Raw genomic sequence first — 16,492 nt, 5'->3', positions numbered from 1 at the left:
TTAATGTCGCCGCATGTCACGCGGATCAACGACCTTTCACATAAATTCTGAACAGGCGACCTGTGCCTTTGCGCAGGCTCTTGGCACCCGGCTGCAACCCGGTGACAGCGTGCTGCTGGAAGGTGGTATCGGCGCAGGCAAGACCTTTTTCGCGCGCCAGCTGATCCAGTCGTTGCTGACAGAGCCTGAAGACATTCCCTCGCCCACATTCACGCTTGTGCAGGTTTATGACAGCATGTCCGGCGAAATCTGGCACTGCGACCTGTACCGTCTATCCGACCCCGCGCAGAGCATCGAGCTGGGTCTTGAAGAGGCTTTTGAAACCGCGATCTGCCTGATCGAATGGCCCGACAGGCTTGGTTCGCTGACGCCGGAAAACGCGCTGACCATCCGGTTCTCCGAATCCGCTCTGGAAGACGCCCGCGAAGTGTCATTGAATTGGCACGACGCGAAATGGCAATCCCGGCTTGAGGGAATAGCCGGATGACTTCGCCGGATGACTTTCTGTCACGGTCGGGCTGGGCTGACGCTGACCGGGTGCCGCTGGCCGGTGACGCCTCGTCGCGCACTTACATGCGTCTGACCGATGGCGCGCGCAGTGCAGTCTTGATGATTGACCCGGCGGGTGACACGCTGCTGTTTCAGACCCTCTCGGAATTTCTGGTCGAAAATGGTCTGAGCGCACCGCGCATCTTGGCCGCCGACACGGATAATGGTTTGCTTCTGCTGGAAGATCTCGGCGATGCGCTGTTTGCGCGTCTGGCAGAAGACAACCCATCGCTGGAACCGCTTCTATACCGCACCGCCGCCGAAGTCTTGGCACAGATCCACCGCCTGTCCCCTCCGGCCAACCTGCCGGGCGCCACGCCGGATATGCTGGCGCAGGCCACCGACCTCGCCTTCGATTGGTATGCCGCACATGCGGGTCGAGCCGTGGCGGTTGATGCGAAATCTGCGGCGATCAATGCCATGAGGGAGGCGTTGCACGCCCATGCAGGCGCACCCTCGGCGATGATCCTGCGGGACTATCACGCCGAAAATCTGCTTTGGTTGCCGGACCGCATGGGTAGCGCACGCGCCGGCCTTCTGGATTTTCAGGACGCCATGCTGGGCCATGCACCCTATGATCTCATGTCACTTTTACAGGACGCGCGCCGGGATGTGCCTGCCTCTGTCGTCGCTGACACGACAACCTATTTCCTAGAACTTACCGGCCATGACCCGGATCAATTCACCGCCGCCGCCGCTGTTCTGGGTGCGCAAAGAAACCTGCGTATTCTTGGCGTGTTTACGAGGCTTTGCATCGGTACGGGCAAGCCGCATTACATCGACCTGATCCCCCGCGTCTGGGGACATTTGCAAACCAACCTCGCGCATCCGGCGCTTGCAGATCTGGCGCGGCATCTTGCGCCGCTTCTGCCGCCTCCTGAAACCGCCGTTCTGGAAAGGCTGAAATCGCAGTGTCCGACCCGCAAGCCGTGATGATCTTCGCCGCGGGCTTTGGCACGCGGATGAAGGACTTGACCCGAAACCGCCCGAAACCGCTGATCAAGGTCGCAGGTCGCGCGCTGATCGACCATGCGCTGGACCTGACCAAGCCGTTTCCGGATCTGCGCCGCGTCGTCAACCTGCACTACCTGTCAGAGCTTCTGCGCGCGCATCTGGCATCAACCGATGTTCTGTTCAGCGAAGAGACGCCCGCTATCCTCGACACGGGCGGCGGGTTGCGGCAGGCGCTGCCGTTGCTGCAATCCAATCCGGTTTTCACCACGAATACCGATGCGGTCTGGCGCGGCCCGAATCCGTTTCAGTTGCTGGCAAACGCCTGGCGACCCAAGGTCATGGATGCGCTGCTGCTGTGTGTGCCATTGCAAAATGCTGTCGGGCACAAGGGCGATGGAGATTTCACAATTGCACCGGATGGCCGCCTGCAACGCGGTCCGGGGCTGGTCTATAGCGGGGTACAGATTATCCGGACGGACGGGCTTCAGGACATTCCAGATCCGGCCTTTTCGCTGAACCTTCTGTGGAACCGGATCGCGGCTGACGGGCGGCTTTACGGGCTGCCCTATGATGGTAAATGGTGCGATGTCGGCCACCCCGAAGGCATCACCCTGGCCGAGGATATGCTGCATGTTTAGCGACACACCTGCCCCACGTCTCTTTGGCCTTGCGCCCGGCGTGGACTTCCCGGCGGCCCTGATCGACGGGCTGAGCACGCGGATGGCTGATGCCCCGCCAGAGGCTTGGGCGCAGGTCGAGCTGATCGTAAACACCCGCCGCATGTCCCGCCGGATCCGGGATATTTTTGATGCTGGTCCCCCACGGCTTTTGCCGCGCGTGCGTCTTCTGACATCGCTGGCAAGCGCCGCGGACATGCCCGACCTGCCCGATCCAGTGCCCGCCCTGCGGCGCAGGCTGGAGCTGTCGCAACTCATCGCCCGACTGCTGGACCAGCAACCCGATCTTGCGCCGCGCACGGCCCTGTTCGACCTTGCCGACAGCCTTGCCGCGCTGATGGATGAGATGCAGGGCGAGGGCGTGCCACCATCCGCCATCTCCGCGCTGGATGTGTCTGATCTCAGCGGCCATTGGGAGCGCGCGCAAAGCTTTATCAGCATCGTGCAAGCCTATTTCGACGAGGATGCAGAGTCGCCAGACACTGCGGCCTGGCAACGGCTGGCAACGCTTCGGCTGATCCGCGATTGGGAACTGTCGCCGCCCGATCATCCGGTGATCCTTGCAGGCTCCACCGGGTCGCGTGGCACCACGGCACTGTTGATGCGGGCCGTGGCGCGGCTCCCGCAAGGCGCGGTGGTTCTGCCGGGCTTCGACTATGACACGCCGGATCATGTCTGGGACGCGCTGACCGACGGGCTGACCAGCGAGGATCACCCCCAATATCGCTTCGCCCGGTTGATGCAGCAGATGGAGCTGCACCCCGCGCAAGTGCAGCCCTGGTCGGACACGCCGCCCCCCTCAACGGACCGAAATCGTCTGGTATCGCTTGCGCTGCGGCCTGCGCCGGTCACCGATCAATGGCTGACGGACGGGCCGAACCTGCCGGATCTTACGGTCGCCACCAAAGATGTGACCTTGCTGGAGGCACCAACCCGCCGCGATGAGGCGCTGGCCATCGCCATGCGTCTGCGAAGGGCAGCAGAGGACGGTCAAACCGCAGCACTGATCACGCCGGATCGGATGCTGACCCGTCAAGTGACTTCGGCCTTGGATCGCTGGGACATCGTGCCGGATGACAGCGCGGGCACGCCTTTGCAACTGACCCCGCCGGGCCGCTTCCTGCGGCATGTGCTGGACCTTTTTCAGCGTCCCTGCACCGCCGAAACTCTTTTGACACTTCTGAAACATCCGCTGACCCATAGCGGGCAGGACCGCAATCGGCACCTGATCCTGACCCGCGAGCTGGAGCTTTACATCCGTCGGCAGGGCATCCCTTTCCCGACGGTCGAGGCATTGCAGGGTTGGGCAGACAAACAGGACGCTGCGGAATGGCTTGGCTGGATGGCTGCCTGCTTCATGGTCGATCCACTAAAGGGTAAGCGCCCCCTGTCGGACTGGGCAGACACCCATCTCGCGCGGGCCGAGGCGATCTGTGCCGGGCCGAACGTCACCGGCAGCGGCATCCTGTGGGATCAGGCGGCCGGCCGTTCTGCAAAAGCCGCGATGCAGCAGATCGCCGCCGAGGCGACCCATGGCGGCGAGATGGACGCGGCCGATTACGACTCGCTTGTTTCCGGCGTGCTGGTTTCGGCGGAACCGTTGCGCGATCGGGATGCGCCGCATCCGCATATCCTGATCTGGGGCACGCTGGAGGCGCGGGTGCAAGGCGCGGATCTGATGATCCTTGGCGGGCTGAACGAAGGCAGTTGGCCGGAACTGCCCGGCGCTGATCCGTGGCTGAACCGCAAGATGCGGCATGATGCGGGACTGTTGCTGCCCGAAAGGCGGATCGGCCTTGCCGCGCATGATTTCCAGCAGGCTGTTGCCGCACCCGAGGTCTGGATGACCCGCTCCTTGCGATCGGATGACGCCGAAACGGTGGCCGGTCGATGGCTGAACCGACTGACCAACCTGATGAACGGCCTGCCGGGCCGCAACGGGCCAAAAGCGCTGCGCCAAATGCAGGGCCGTGGCGCAGAATGGCTGGCCCATGCGCGCGCATTGGAGGCGACCGAACCCGTTGCCCCGGCCCTGCGCCCGTCGCCCTGCCCTCCGGTTGAGGCGCGCCCGAAACAGCTCTCCGTCACCGAGATCAAACGGCTTATCCGCGATCCTTATGCGATCTATGCCCGTCATGTCTTGCGGCTGCGACCGCTTGATCCTTTGCAGCGCGCGCCGGATGCTTTGCTGCGCGGCATCCTGTTACACAGCGTGATCGAACATTTTGTGCGCGACGTCACCGCGAACCCGTCGCTGCTGACCCCGCAGCACCTGTCCGCCATTGCGCGCGAAAGGCTGGATGGCGATGTGCCCTGGCCCTCGACCAGACGGATCTGGCAGGCGCGGCTTGACAAGGCCGCAGGTGGTTTCGTGTCGAATGAGGCACTCAGGCAAGGTGCCGCAACGCCGGTCGCGCATGAGACGCGTGCGCGGGCAGAGATCCCGATGCTGGGGTTCACCCTGACGGCCATGGCCGACCGCATTGATCGCGACGATGAGGGAAGATTGCACATTTTCGACTATAAGACCGGCACGCCGCCCAGCCCGTCTGAACAGGCGAAATTCGACAAACAACTGCTGCTGGAGGCCGCGATGGCCACTCAGGGCGCGTTCGAGGGCCTGCCCGCCGCAGAGGTCGCGCAGGCGCTTTATATCGGGCTGACCGCCCCACCCAAAGAGGTTCCCGCCCCACTGGACAAGGAACCGCCCGAAAAGATTTGGGAGGAGTTCACCGCGCTTATCGCCGCATATCAGCAGGCCGAGCAAGGATTTACCGCCCGCCGCGCGATGCAGGAGGACAAGCACGTTTCAAACTATGATCAGCTTTCGCGGTTTGGCGAATGGGACGGCGCGGATGATGCCGCCCGCGAGGTGCTGGAATGATCCGGGACGACGCGACAGAGGCGCAGGTCCGCGCCGCGCATCCTTCGCAATCCACCTGGCTTTCGGCCAATGCAGGGTCGGGCAAGACCCGCGTGCTGACCGACCGTGTAGCACGGTTGCTGCTCAACAAAGTGTCGCCCTCGCATATTCTGTGCCTGACCTACACCAAAGCGGCCGCAAGCGAGATGCAGAACCGGCTGTTTCGGCGGCTGGGTGAATGGGCGATGCTGGACGATGCGGCGCTAAGTTCCGAACTGGACCAGCTTGGCGTCGAATCCGCGCTGGACGAAGAGTTTCTGCAACAGGCGCGGACCTTGTTTGCCCGCGCGATCGAAACGCCGGGTGGGTTGCGCATCCAGACCATTCATTCCTTCTGCGCGGCGCTTTTGCGGCGGTTCCCGCTGGAGGCCGGCATCAGCCCGCAATTCAAGGAAATGGAGGATCGCGCCGCCGTCCTGCTTCAGGCCGAAGTGGTCGATGCGCTGGCGCTTTCTCATCCTGCCGAAGTCACCGCCGCCGCCTGGCATTTTTCCTCCGATGATGATCTGGAAAGTCTGACAAAGGACATTTTGCAGCACCGAACGGCCTTGTCGCACCCACTTGCCGAACCCGAGATCAAGGCGCTTTACGGTCTTGTTCCCGAAACGTCGCGCAGTAGTATCGCGCAAACGGTTTTTCTGGGCGGCGAGGTGGAATTGCTGGCGGAACTGGTGCCTGCACTCCGGGGCAGCGGCCCGCAGGATCTTCGGGCCGTCGGGCCGCTTGCCGCGATCGACCGTCCGGAATTTGACGCATTGCCGGCACTGGAATCGGCGTTCCTGACCGGTGCCACAGCCAAAGAACCCTTCACGGCAAAGATCGGCACCTTTCCGACCAAGGGGCTGCAAAAATCCATCCCTCATCTGATGCCCTGGCTGGAGGATCTGATGCGCCGGGTCGAAAGCGCCCGCGAAGAACGTCTTGCCCTGCTCGCAGCGGAAAAAACGCATGCATTGCACCGGTTTGCGGCACTGTTCCTGCCCAAATTCGACGCTGCAAAACAACGCAAGGGCTGGCTCGACTTTGACGATCTGATCTTCAAGGCCCGTGCCCTTCTGAACGACCCGAAAGTAGCGGCATGGGTGCTGTACAAGCTGGATGGCGGCATCGACCATATCCTTGTCGATGAGGCGCAGGATACCAGCCCGGTGCAGTGGCAGATCATCGAACGATTGGCACAGGAATTTACCGCAGGCGTCAGCGCGCGGTCGGATCACATCCGCACCGTTTTCGTGGTGGGCGATCGCAAGCAATCCATCTATTCGTTCCAGGGCGCTGACCCGCGCGAATTCGACCGGATGCGCGACGAGTTCGAAGAGCGCCTTGCCACGTCGCCCACGCCGCTGCAAAACCTGACCCTGCAATACTCTTTCCGCTCCGCCACCCCGGTGCTTGAGTTGGTGGACAAAACCTTCGAAACTCGCAACGACGCAGGCTTTGACGAAGAGGCCGCGCACCGCGCGTTCAAGTCCAACATGCCAGGGCGGGTGGATTTGTGGCCGGTGGTCGAACGCAACAGCGAAAAGGACGAAACGCCTTGGTATGAACCGCTGGACCGTCCCGGCACGCGGCACCACACCGTAACGCTGGCAGGGCGCATTGCCGGCTTCATCCGTGACCAGATCGGCCAGCCCATCGCGGAAGAAATCGGCAATACCGGGCAATATCAGACGCGCCAGATCCATGCCGGCGACTTTCTGATCCTTGTGCAGCGGCGCGGGCCGTTGTTCCAGGAGATCATCCGCGCCTGCAAGGCCGGCGGTCTGCCGATTGCCGGTGCCGACAGGCTCAAGGTCGGGGCGGAATTGGCGGTGCGCGATCTGGCGGCCGTGCTCAAGGTTCTGGCAACGCCCGAGGACAGCCTATCGCTTGCAGAGGCGCTGAAATCCCCGCTGTTCGGCTGGACGGAACAGCAGGTCTTTGATCTGGCGCATCGTCGCGACGGCCCGTTTCTGTGGGCCGCATTGCGCAAGCGCCGTGATGAATTCCCGCAGGTCTGGACCGTTCTGAACGACCTTATGGGCAAGACCGATTTCCTGCGGCCCTACGACCTTATCGAACGTATCCTGACCCGGCATGACGGCCGCCGCAAACTTTTGGCCCGGCTGGGGGAAGAGGCCGAGGATGGTATCAACGCGCTGCTGTCCCAGGCGCTTGGCTATGAGCAGTCGGATATTCCCAGCCTGACCGGGTTCCTGCAATGGATGCAGACCGACGATTTCGTCATCAAGCGGCAGGCCGACAGCGCGGGCAAACGCATCCGGGTGATGACCGTGCATGGCGCAAAAGGGCTGGAAGCCCCCATAGTGATGCTGCCCGATAGCGGCCAGCGTATCCAGAAAGCATCCCGAGGCTTGCTGAAATGTGCCGATACGGTGATCTGGCCCGCGATTGCGGCACAAAGCCCGGCCGTGCAATCCGAAGCGCAGGAGGCAGAGCGCGCCGCGCAACGCAACGAACGCGACCGGTTGCTGTATGTCGCCATGACCCGTGCCGAAAAGTGGCTGATCGTCGCTGCGGCCGGCGCATTGGGCAAGGATGGCGAAGCGTGGCATGACCGGGTGCGCGTCGGCATGGAGAATGCAGGCGCAGACCCGCACGGGTTTGATTTTGGCGAACTGGGCTCCGGACCGGGATTGCGCATGCAGACCGGCGATTGGGAAAGCCCTCCGCCGATTTCGCCGGCACCCGCCGTCAGTGAAACGGCGGCACTGCCTTCATTCATGTCCCAGCCGGCCCCGCTGGTCACCCCCCCCGCCGAAACCCTTAGCCCGTCTGATCTGGGCGGTGCCAAGGCGCTGCCCGGTGAGGCTGGGCTGGACGAGGAAACGGCCAAGGCGCTGGGGTCCGCCTTGCATTTGTTGCTGGAACACCTGCCGGTCGTGGCTAGGGATCTTCGTGCTGCCCGCGCCGACAGGTTGCTGGCGCGCACCGGTGAGGTTCTCTTGCCCGAACAGCGCAGTCGGCTGGTGCAAGAGGCGCTGTACCTGCTGGACACCCCCGAACTGGCGCATTTTTTCGGCGAGGGCACGCTTGCCGAAGTGCCGATCACCGCAACCCTGCACGCGCTTGGCGGTCGGCGCATCCACGGAGTCATCGACAGGCTGATTATCACCCCGCAAAAGATCACCGCCGTGGATTTCAAGACCAACCGCACCGTTCCCGACAGCCCGGAAAACTGCCCCGATGGCCTGCTACGACAGATGGGTGCCTACGCGGCAGCCCTTGAAGAGATCTACCCCAACCACCAGATTGAAACCGGCATATTATGGACGGCGGTGCCCCACTACATGGCGTTACCTAACGATATGGTGAGTGTCGCCCTGTCCATGACCGCCACATCTTGACGGCGTGCGCCGGGCTTCCTAGGTTTCATGCCCAAGATGAACCCCCCTCGAATCTCTTTAGGAGAACCCCAATGGCTACCGTGGCAGTGACCGACGACACGTTCGACGCCGAAGTGAAAAATTCCAATATCCCCGTTGTGGTCGATTTCTGGGCCGAATGGTGCGGTCCTTGCAAGCAGATCGGCCCGGCCCTTGAAGAGCTGTCCGCCGAGATGGATGGACAGATCAAGGTGGCCAAGGTCGATGTCGACCAGAACCCCAATTCCGCAGCAGCGATGGGCGTGCGCGGCATCCCTGCGCTGTTCATTTTCAAGGACGGTCAGGTGGTGTCCAACCGCGCAGGTGCCGCGCCGAAAGCTGCGCTGGAAAGCTGGATCAAGGAATCGATCTAAGCGCCGGTCCGACCCACAGACATCGAAAGGGCACCCCTCGCGGTGCCCTTTTTGCTGGGGGTTGCAAGCTGCGCAAACGCGCCTGCCCTTGCACCCCGCCACCCCGCCCGCCATATACGCCGGGAAGGAAACGGAGGCACCACATGGCAGAAAACGACTTTCCCGGTTGGCACGGCACCACAATTATCGGTGTGCGCAAAGGCGGCCGCGTGGTGATTGCAGGCGACGGACAGGTCAGCCTGGGCCAGACAGTGATCAAGGGCACCGCCCGCAAGGTGCGCCGGATTTCGCCGGGCGGCTACGATGTGGTTGCCGGCTTTGCCGGATCCACCGCCGACGCCTTTACGCTGCTGGAACGACTGGAAACCAAACTTGAGGCAACGCCCGGCCAGCTTCAGCGCGCCAGTGTCGAACTTGCCAAGGATTGGCGCACCGACAAATACCTGCAAAAACTCGAAGCGATGCTGATCGTCACCGACGGCACGGATCTGTATGTGATCACCGGCGCGGGCGACGTGCTGGAGCCCGAACATGATGTCACGGCGATCGGCTCTGGCGGCAATTACGCGCTCGCCGCTGGCCGGGCGCTGATGGATACCGAACTTGACGCTGAAAGTATTGCGCGCCGGGCAATGGCCATTGCTGCGGATATTTGCGTCTACACCAATGGAAACCTCACGGTCGAAACCATCGACGGCAACGACGCCTCCTGAGTGGCTTGCCAACTTTTTCCTCAAGATGTGCGCCCGACGTGACCGTTGCATAAGGACCCGCTATGACTGACCTGACCCCCCGCGAGATCGTATCAGAGCTTGACCGGTTCATTATCGGCCAGAAAGATGCCAAACGTGCTGTCGCCGTTGCCCTGCGCAACCGCTGGCGCCGCAAGCAACTGGCAGATGATCTGCGCGACGAGGTTTACCCCAAGAACATTCTGATGATCGGCCCGACAGGTGTCGGCAAGACCGAGATCAGCCGCCGTCTGGCCAAGCTTGCCCGCGCACCCTTCATCAAGGTGGAAGCCACGAAATTCACCGAAGTCGGCTATGTCGGTCGCGATGTGGAACAGATCGTGCGTGACCTTGTCGATGCCGCCATCGTCATGACCCGCGAATACATGCGTGAGGACGTGAAATCCGCAGCGCACCATGCCGCAGAGGAACGCGTCATCACCGCCATCGCCGGCGAGGATGCCCGCGCAGGCACGCGCGAGATGTTCCGCAAGAAGTTGAAGGCCGGAGAGTTGGACAGCACGGAGATTGAACTGGACCTGGCCGACACCTCCAACCCGATGCCGACATTCGACATTCCCGGACAGCCGGGTGCGAATATGGGCATGATGAATCTGGGCGATCTGTTCGGAAAGGCATTTCAGGGCCGCACGACCCGCAAGCGCATGACCGTGGCCGAAAGCTACGAGGCGCTGATCTCGGAAGAGGCGGACAAGCTTTTGGACGACGAAACCGTAAAAACCGCTGCGATCGAGGCGGTAGAGCAGAACGGCATCGTGTTCCTTGACGAGATTGACAAGGTTTGTGCCCGCAGCGATGCGCGCGGCGGCGATGTCAGCCGCGAAGGCGTGCAGCGCGATCTGTTGCCGCTAATTGAGGGTACGACCGTCAGCACCAAACATGGCCCGGTGAAGACCGACCATATCCTGTTTATCGCGAGCGGCGCGTTTCACATTGCCAAACCCTCGGACCTGTTGCCGGAACTTCAGGGCCGCTTGCCGATCCGCGTGAACCTGCGCGCGCTGACAGAGGCGGATTTCGTGCGGATCCTCACCGAGACGGACAATGCGCTGACCCTGCAATACACCGCCCTGATGGCCACCGAAGAGGTCAAAGTGACCTTTACCGAGGACGGCATCGCGGCCTTGGCCAAGATTGCCGCCGACGTGAACCAATCGGTTGAAAATATCGGCGCGCGGCGTCTGTACACGGTGATGGAACGCGTTTTCGAAGATCTCAGCTTTGACGCCCCCGATCAATCCGGAAGTGATGTCACCGTTGACGCGGAGTTTGTAGACAAGCATCTGGGTGAGTTGACAAAATCCACCGACCTCAGCCGCTACGTCCTGTGACGCTCGGGAAATCCTGACCGACCTGTGGGCGCGACCATTTCCGCGCTCTCGCCAATAAAAAGCCCCGCAAATTGCGGGGCTTTTGTCGTTTGGATATGACGAAGATTACGCGAACCACCACCGTTCGATAAAGCGGCTGCCGTCCATCTGGAAGGAATTGCCGATCGTTCCCGAATTCGTCAACTTGGTGGAATGTGCGTCAACATAGTTGGCATACATCGGAATGACAGAGCCGCCATTCGTCGAACACAGCATCTGCATCTCGGTATACATGTCGCGACGCTTGCTGCTGTCCAACTCTGCCCGTGCGGTCAGAAGCAATTCCTGAAAACGGGCATTTTCCCAGCCAGTGTCGTTCCACGGCGCGCCGGACGCGTAAGCCGATGAGAACATCCAGTCCTCGGTCGCACGACCCGACCAATAGGACGCGCACCACGGTTTTTTCAGCCAGACATTGGACCAGTAGCCATCCGCAGGCTCCTGTACCACGTTGATGTTTACGCCCGCGGCCTTGGCCGATGCCTGATAAAGCTGTGCAGCGTCAACCGCACCGGCAAATGCCGCGCTGGAGGCCGACAAGTCAACGCTCAGCCCCTCAAGCCCCGCCTCTTTCAACAGCGCCTTTGCCTTGTCCGGATCATAGCTGTTCTGCGGCAGATCGGCTGCATAATACTGATTTGCGGGACCGATCGGGTGGTCATTCGCAACAGACCCGTGACCCAACAGGATTTTCTGGACCATCTCTTCGCGGTTGATCGCGTGTTTCAGCGCCTGCCGCACCTTGAGATTGCTGAACGGATCCAGCGCCGTCAGCATCGGGAAGGTGAAGTGCCGGTTGCCTGTCACCTCGAAGATGTTGACGTTGGGATTTGCCTTCAGCAGCGCTTCGGTCTTGTAATCGACACGGTTGACGGCATCGACCTGGCCCGTCATCAGCGCGTTCATTCGGGCCGACGCATCATTGATCGCAATAACTTCGATCTGGTCGAACCATCCCGCCTTGCCGTCCTTGTAATGGCTGTCAACGCGGCTCAGCAATGTCCGCACGCCCGGATCGAACGCTTCGACCTTATACATGCCGGTCCCGATGCCTTTGGCAATGGCTTCGTCGATCTGGCCCGCCGGGTACATCAGCAGGTGGTAATCCGCCAAGAGGAACGGGAAGTCGGCATTGCCCGATTCAAGCGTGAAGACAACCTCGTGATCGCTGACCTTCTTGATTTCCGAAATCGCCGCTACAATCGGCTTGGCCGCTGATTTAGACCCTTCTGCCGTGTGCATGTTCAGCGATTCAATCACGTCATCTGCGCCAAAGGCCTTGCCGTTGTGGAAGGTCACGCCCTGACGCAGCTTGAACGTCCAGGTCTTTGCATCTGCCGACGCTTCCCAGCTTTCGGCCAGTTCGCCGATCAATTCACCGCTGGCCGACACTTCGGTCATGCAATCAAACACGGCACCGAAGGCACACATGATCATGTAGGTATCTGAATGCGTCCGGCCGTCCCAGGTGTCAGATGTGTTGGCACCCGCAAGTCCCAGACGCAGCGTTCCGCCGCGCTTGGCCTCGGCGCGCAAAGGCAGGCCCGTCGCTGCAAGAACGCTGGCGGCTGCACCGGTTTTCAGCAGGCTTCGTCTGCTAATCTGTACCATTTTGTCGTCTCCCTGTACTTTTGTTTTTTGCGGAACTTCCGCAAATCCTGCACCTCACCCCTCCCCGAGGCGTTGGTGATTCTCATCCCATCTTATCAACTGCGGCGTCGCCAACGTTATCAACTCCACGTTCCGCAAGAAGGTTTGTCAGCCAATCCGGGTCCATTTCCGGCACGGAACTGAGCAGCAGATCGGTATAGGCGTGATGCGGCGGGCGGAACATCTCGTCCTTTGGCCCCTGTTCGATCACCTGCCCCTCTTTCATCACAACCACCTCGTCGGCGATGGATCGCACCGTCGCAAGATCATGGGTTATGAACATATAGCTGAGTTTCAATTCGTCCTGAAGGCGCGCCAGCAGTTTAAGGATGCCTTCGGCAACCAATTGATCCAGCGCGCTCGTGACCTCGTCACAAATGATGAACCGCGGTTCGGCGGCAAGCGCACGAGCAATGCCGATGCGTTGCTTTTGACCGCCAGACAGTTCTGACGGCAGGCGGTCGAAATACTGATCGGCGGGCAGTTCAATCTCATCCAGCAACTGTTCGACGCGGCGGCGCCGATCACGCCCGCGCAGACCCATGTAGAATTGCACGGGCCGGCCGATGATCTCGCCGATGGTCTTGCGCGGGTTCAGCGCGGTGTCCGCCATCTGGTAGATCATCTGCACCTGACGCAACTGATCCTTGCTGCGTTTACGGTAATCGGCGGGCATCTCGACCCCGTCGACCATGATCGACCCAGCCAGCGGCGGCAGCAACCCGGTGATGCAGCGCGCCGCAGTGGATTTGCCAGAGCCGCTTTCGCCCACAACTGCCACGGTGCGCCCCTCATGGATGTCGAAACTGACGTTCCGCAGCACCTTTACTGGCCCGTAAGCGGCGGTCACCTTGCGGACAGAGACAACCGGCACAGCGCCGGAATCCACCGCAGGCTTTTGCGGGCGCTTGAATTCGCGCACTGCCCAAAGGCTTTTGGTGTAGTCCTCTTTCGGGTGGGACAGCATCTCGCGGGTTTCGGCCTCTTCGACCTCGTCCCCCTGCAACAGCACCTTGATGCGGTCGGCCATCTGCGCCACCACCGCCAGATCATGGGTGATGTAGATCGCGGCAGTATCGAATTGCTCGACGATATCTCGGATCGCAGCCAGAACCTCGATCTGGGTTGTGACATCCAGCGCTGTCGTCGGCTCGTCAAAGATGATCAGATCCGGGCGGCAGGACATCGCCATCGCCGTCATCGCGCGCTGCAACTGTCCGCCGGACACCTGATGCGGGTAGCGAAAGCCGATTTCCTCGGGGTTGGGCAGACGCAAGCGACGATACAGATCCACCGCGTCGGCAGCGCCTTCGCCGCGCGACATGACGCCATGCTGAACCGGAGCCTCTGTATGTTGGTCGATCAGCTTATGCGCGGGGTTAAAGCTGGCAGCCGCCGATTGCGCGACATAGGCGATGCGGGTGCCCCGCAGCTTGCGCTTGGTCTCGGCGGACGCCTTGACCAGATCAATGCCGTCAAATTCAACCGAACCACTGGAAATGCGCACGCCGTCGCGGGTAAAGCCCATCCCGGCCAGTCCGATGGTGGATTTGCCCGCGCCGCTTTCACCGATCAGGCCCAGAACCTCGCCCTTGTGCAGGTCCAGATCCACGCCGTTGATGATCGGCTGCCACATCTCGTCCGCCCGGCCTTCGATCTTCAAGCCGCGAATTTTCAACAGAAGGTCTGTCATCGGTTCAATCCTTCAGCCCCGAGGTCCGGTGCAGCATCCAGTCCACCACGAAGTTCACCGCGACCGTCAGCAGCGCAATCGCACCCGCGGCCAGAAGCGGCAGCGCGGCAGTCAGCGGCGAAAATGCGGCGAAATTGATGAACTGCGACAGATCCCGCACCATTGTGCCCCAATCTGCAAGCGGCGGCTGGATCCCGACGCCCAGAAAGCTGAGCGAGGCAATGGTCAGGAAGACGAAACAGAACCGCAGCCCGAACTCTGCCAGCAAGGGCGCGTAGGCGTTTGGCAGGATCTCCTTGAAGATCAGGTATCCCAGCCCCTCGCCGCGCAGTTTCGCCGCTTCGATGTAATCCATCACCACGATGTTCAGCCCGACAGCGCGCGCCAGACGGAACACGCGGGTGGAATCGATCACCGCAATGATGACGATCATATAGACGGTCAGCAGCCATTTCTCGGACCCCGCCCATGCGCTGGCAATGGTCATCAGAAGCAACGCAAAGATCAGCGATGGGATCGCCATCAGCACATCCACCGCGCGGCTGAGCACCTGATCCAGCCAACCTTGCAAAGTCGCCGCCAAAAACCCCAGCGTCCCGCCAAGCAGGAACGCAAGGCAGGTCGTGACGAACGCAATGCCCACGGTATTCTGCGCGCCGTAAATCAGGCGGGACAGCAGGTCGCGTCCGATCTGATCGGTGCCAAGCGGAAAGGCCGGATCGCCCCCGGTTTCAGGGTTGCCACCGGGCAGGATATTGACGCGGGCGAAGACCTCTTCCTGCCCATGCGGCGCGATGGCCCCGGCAAAAATCGCAAGGACCGCATAGATCAGGATGACGAGGATACCGAAACTGGCGGTCAAAGGCATCTCGCGAAACAGCTTGCGTGTGCCGAACGTCCCCACCGCGCGGCCCAGCAGGCGGAAAAGCCAAGCGACGATTGCGAGGGCCACGACACCCTGGATCGCCCAGCGAAAGAACGCCGCGCCGGGCTGAAACCACAGCCAAATCCCGCCAAGCAACGCCCCTGCCGCCAGAGCATAGCCAAAAGCGACGCCGAACGGCATGTCGCGGAAATCGGGCTTGTTGTGCGTGACCCGCTGCCCGGCCAGACGGAATACCCACCCGGCAAATCCAAGCGCCAGCACCACCAGCAGGATCCAAGGTATCACGCTCATTTGGGGTGCCTCAGGCGCGGATTGGACAGGAGCGACATGATATCCGCCGTCAGGTTCAGCAGGATATAGGCCGCCGCGAAAATCAGGCAGCAGGCCTGCACAAGCGGGATGTCGCGGTTCTTGACCCCGTCCACGAACAACTGCCCAATGCCGGGATAGACAAAGACCACCTCCACCACGACCACGCCAGTGATGAGATAGGCAAGGTTCAGCGCGACGACGTTGATGATCGGCGCCAGCGCATTGGGCAAAGCGTGCCTGACGATCACCCGCAGGGGCGAGATGCCCTTCAGCCGCGCCATCTCGATATAGGGCGAGGCGAGCAGGTTGATGATGGCCGCGCGCGTCATGCGCATCATATGCGCCGTGACCACCAGCGTCAGCGTCAACGCGGGCAACAGCGTCTTTTGCAGACGTTCACCAAAGCCCATGCCCTCATAGATATTTGACAGGGACGGCAGCACCGGGTTGAGCACAGCAAGGAACAGGATCAGCACATAGGCCAGAAAAAACTCGGGGCTGGAAATTGAACTGAGCGTGAAGACATTCGCCGCCTTGTCGAAAGCCGAATTGCGATAAAGCGCCGCCAGAACGCCCAGAAAGATCGAAAACGGCACCGCAATGCAGGCCGTGACGCCGGCAAGAAACATCGTGTTGGCAAATCGTGGCGCGATCTGCGTGGCAACCGTGACTTCGCCGCCACCGGTGCTTTCGCCGACGAAGCTGGCAAAGTTTGCCTGCGCGAAGGACGACCCCAGATCCCCCTGCACCGCGCCAGCAAGCCAGGTGATATAGCGGCTTACCGGAGGTTGATCCAATCCAAGGTCCTGCCGGATCGCGGCGATCGCCTCTGGTGTGGCGGCCTGCCCCAGGATCGCCTGCGCAAAATCGCCGGGCAGCATGTTTACCGCCGTGAAGATAACAATTGATACGATGAACAGGGTCAGCACACCCAGCGCAATGCGCTGCAAGATGATGCGAAAGACTGATGACACCTGACCTCTTTCA

At 61.4% G+C, this 16,492-nt stretch carries 12 protein-coding genes; 8 read left to right on the top strand and 4 right to left on the bottom strand.

Annotation, left to right across the window (positions count from 1 at the left end; all coding sequences use genetic code 11):
- The first annotated feature begins 13 nt into the window (after positions 1-13).
- From tsaE to hslU, 8 genes are all read left to right on the top strand, one after another.
- On the top strand, positions 14-487 hold the full coding sequence (gene tsaE, locus DMZ65_RS04505) for a tRNA (adenosine(37)-N6)-threonylcarbamoyltransferase complex ATPase subunit type 1 TsaE (RefSeq protein ID WP_116597725.1): 474 nt from the start codon (positions 14-16) through the stop codon (positions 485-487).
- A complete protein-coding gene (locus DMZ65_RS04500) occupies positions 484-1,482 on the top strand; it encodes an aminoglycoside phosphotransferase family protein (RefSeq protein WP_116597724.1) in 999 nt (332 codons plus the stop codon). The genes tsaE and DMZ65_RS04500 overlap by 4 nt, the downstream gene beginning before the upstream one ends.
- Positions 1,482-2,141: a nucleotidyltransferase family protein gene (locus DMZ65_RS04495; RefSeq protein ID WP_116597723.1), complete on the top strand. Its 660-nt coding sequence runs from the start codon at positions 1,482-1,484 to the stop codon at positions 2,139-2,141. Before DMZ65_RS04500 ends, DMZ65_RS04495 begins: the two co-directional genes overlap by 1 nt.
- On the top strand, positions 2,134-5,064 hold the full coding sequence (addB, locus tag DMZ65_RS04490) for a double-strand break repair protein AddB (protein WP_116597722.1): 2,931 nt from the start codon (positions 2,134-2,136) through the stop codon (positions 5,062-5,064). The genes DMZ65_RS04495 and addB overlap by 8 nt, the downstream gene beginning before the upstream one ends.
- On the top strand, positions 5,061-8,450 hold the full coding sequence (gene addA, locus DMZ65_RS04485) for a double-strand break repair helicase AddA (protein ID WP_116597721.1): 3,390 nt from the start codon (positions 5,061-5,063) through the stop codon (positions 8,448-8,450). Before addB ends, addA begins: the two co-directional genes overlap by 4 nt.
- Positions 8,451-8,521: 71 nt before the next feature.
- The gene (gene trxA, locus DMZ65_RS04480) at positions 8,522-8,842 is read left to right on the top strand and encodes a thioredoxin (protein WP_116597720.1); all 321 of its coding nucleotides are present in this window, start codon (positions 8,522-8,524) and stop codon (positions 8,840-8,842) included.
- A 143-nt stretch (positions 8,843-8,985) separates the two neighbouring features.
- The gene (gene hslV / locus DMZ65_RS04475) at positions 8,986-9,555 is read left to right on the top strand and encodes an ATP-dependent protease subunit HslV (protein WP_116597719.1); all 570 of its coding nucleotides are present in this window, start codon (positions 8,986-8,988) and stop codon (positions 9,553-9,555) included.
- Positions 9,556-9,617: 62 nt separating this feature from the next.
- On the top strand, positions 9,618-10,925 hold the full coding sequence (gene hslU, locus DMZ65_RS04470) for an ATP-dependent protease ATPase subunit HslU (protein ID WP_116597718.1): 1,308 nt from the start codon (positions 9,618-9,620) through the stop codon (positions 10,923-10,925).
- Positions 10,926-11,030: 105 nt separating this feature from the next.
- On the opposite strand, the gene DMZ65_RS04465 is transcribed toward hslU, so the two are convergent.
- The 4 genes from DMZ65_RS04465 to DMZ65_RS04450 all read right to left on the bottom strand — a co-directional run bounded on the left by DMZ65_RS04465 (position 11,031) and on the right by DMZ65_RS04450 (position 16,479).
- The gene (locus DMZ65_RS04465) at positions 11,031-12,575 is read right to left on the bottom strand and encodes an ABC transporter substrate-binding protein (RefSeq protein ID WP_116597717.1); all 1,545 of its coding nucleotides are present in this window, start codon (positions 12,573-12,575) and stop codon (positions 11,031-11,033) included.
- A gap of 82 nt (positions 12,576-12,657) precedes the next feature.
- On the bottom strand, positions 12,658-14,307 hold the full coding sequence (locus tag DMZ65_RS04460) for an ABC transporter ATP-binding protein (RefSeq protein ID WP_116597716.1): 1,650 nt from the start codon (positions 14,305-14,307) through the stop codon (positions 12,658-12,660).
- Positions 14,308-14,311: 4 nt separating this feature from the next.
- Positions 14,312-15,484, bottom strand: a complete 1,173-nt coding sequence (locus DMZ65_RS04455; RefSeq protein WP_116597715.1) for an ABC transporter permease — start codon at positions 15,482-15,484, stop codon at positions 14,312-14,314.
- Positions 15,481-16,479, bottom strand: coding sequence for an ABC transporter permease (locus tag DMZ65_RS04450; protein ID WP_116597714.1), 999 nt, complete (start codon positions 16,477-16,479; stop codon positions 15,481-15,483). Before DMZ65_RS04450 ends, DMZ65_RS04455 begins: the two co-directional genes overlap by 4 nt.
- Between the last annotated feature and the right edge of the window lie 13 nt (positions 16,480-16,492).

The sequence above is a fragment of the Primorskyibacter marinus genome (genome assembly GCF_003313245.1).
In the GTDB taxonomy this organism is placed as follows: Bacteria; Pseudomonadota; Alphaproteobacteria; order Rhodobacterales; family Rhodobacteraceae; genus Primorskyibacter; species Primorskyibacter marinus.
This window is presented reverse-complemented; position numbering and strand designations above follow the sequence as displayed.

Bases quoted from the DNA above. Each gene is read 5' to 3' on its own strand.
- tsaE (WP_116597725.1), top strand. From the start codon at position 14: ATGTCACGCGGATCAACGACCTTTCACATAAATTCTGAACAGGCGACC.
- DMZ65_RS04500 (WP_116597724.1), top strand. From the start codon at position 484: ATGACTTCGCCGGATGACTTTCTGTCACGGTCGGGCTGGGCTGACGCT.
- DMZ65_RS04495 (WP_116597723.1), top strand. From the start codon at position 1,482: ATGATCTTCGCCGCGGGCTTTGGCACGCGGATGAAGGACTTGACCCGA.
- addB (WP_116597722.1), top strand. From the start codon at position 2,134: ATGTTTAGCGACACACCTGCCCCACGTCTCTTTGGCCTTGCGCCCGGC.
- addA (WP_116597721.1), top strand. From the start codon at position 5,061: ATGATCCGGGACGACGCGACAGAGGCGCAGGTCCGCGCCGCGCATCCT.
- trxA (WP_116597720.1), top strand. From the start codon at position 8,522: ATGGCTACCGTGGCAGTGACCGACGACACGTTCGACGCCGAAGTGAAA.
- hslV (WP_116597719.1), top strand. From the start codon at position 8,986: ATGGCAGAAAACGACTTTCCCGGTTGGCACGGCACCACAATTATCGGT.
- hslU (WP_116597718.1), top strand. From the start codon at position 9,618: ATGACTGACCTGACCCCCCGCGAGATCGTATCAGAGCTTGACCGGTTC.
- DMZ65_RS04465 (WP_116597717.1), bottom strand. From the start codon at position 12,575: ATGGTACAGATTAGCAGACGAAGCCTGCTGAAAACCGGTGCAGCCGCC.
- DMZ65_RS04460 (WP_116597716.1), bottom strand. From the start codon at position 14,307: ATGACAGACCTTCTGTTGAAAATTCGCGGCTTGAAGATCGAAGGCCGG.
- DMZ65_RS04455 (WP_116597715.1), bottom strand. From the start codon at position 15,484: ATGAGCGTGATACCTTGGATCCTGCTGGTGGTGCTGGCGCTTGGATTT.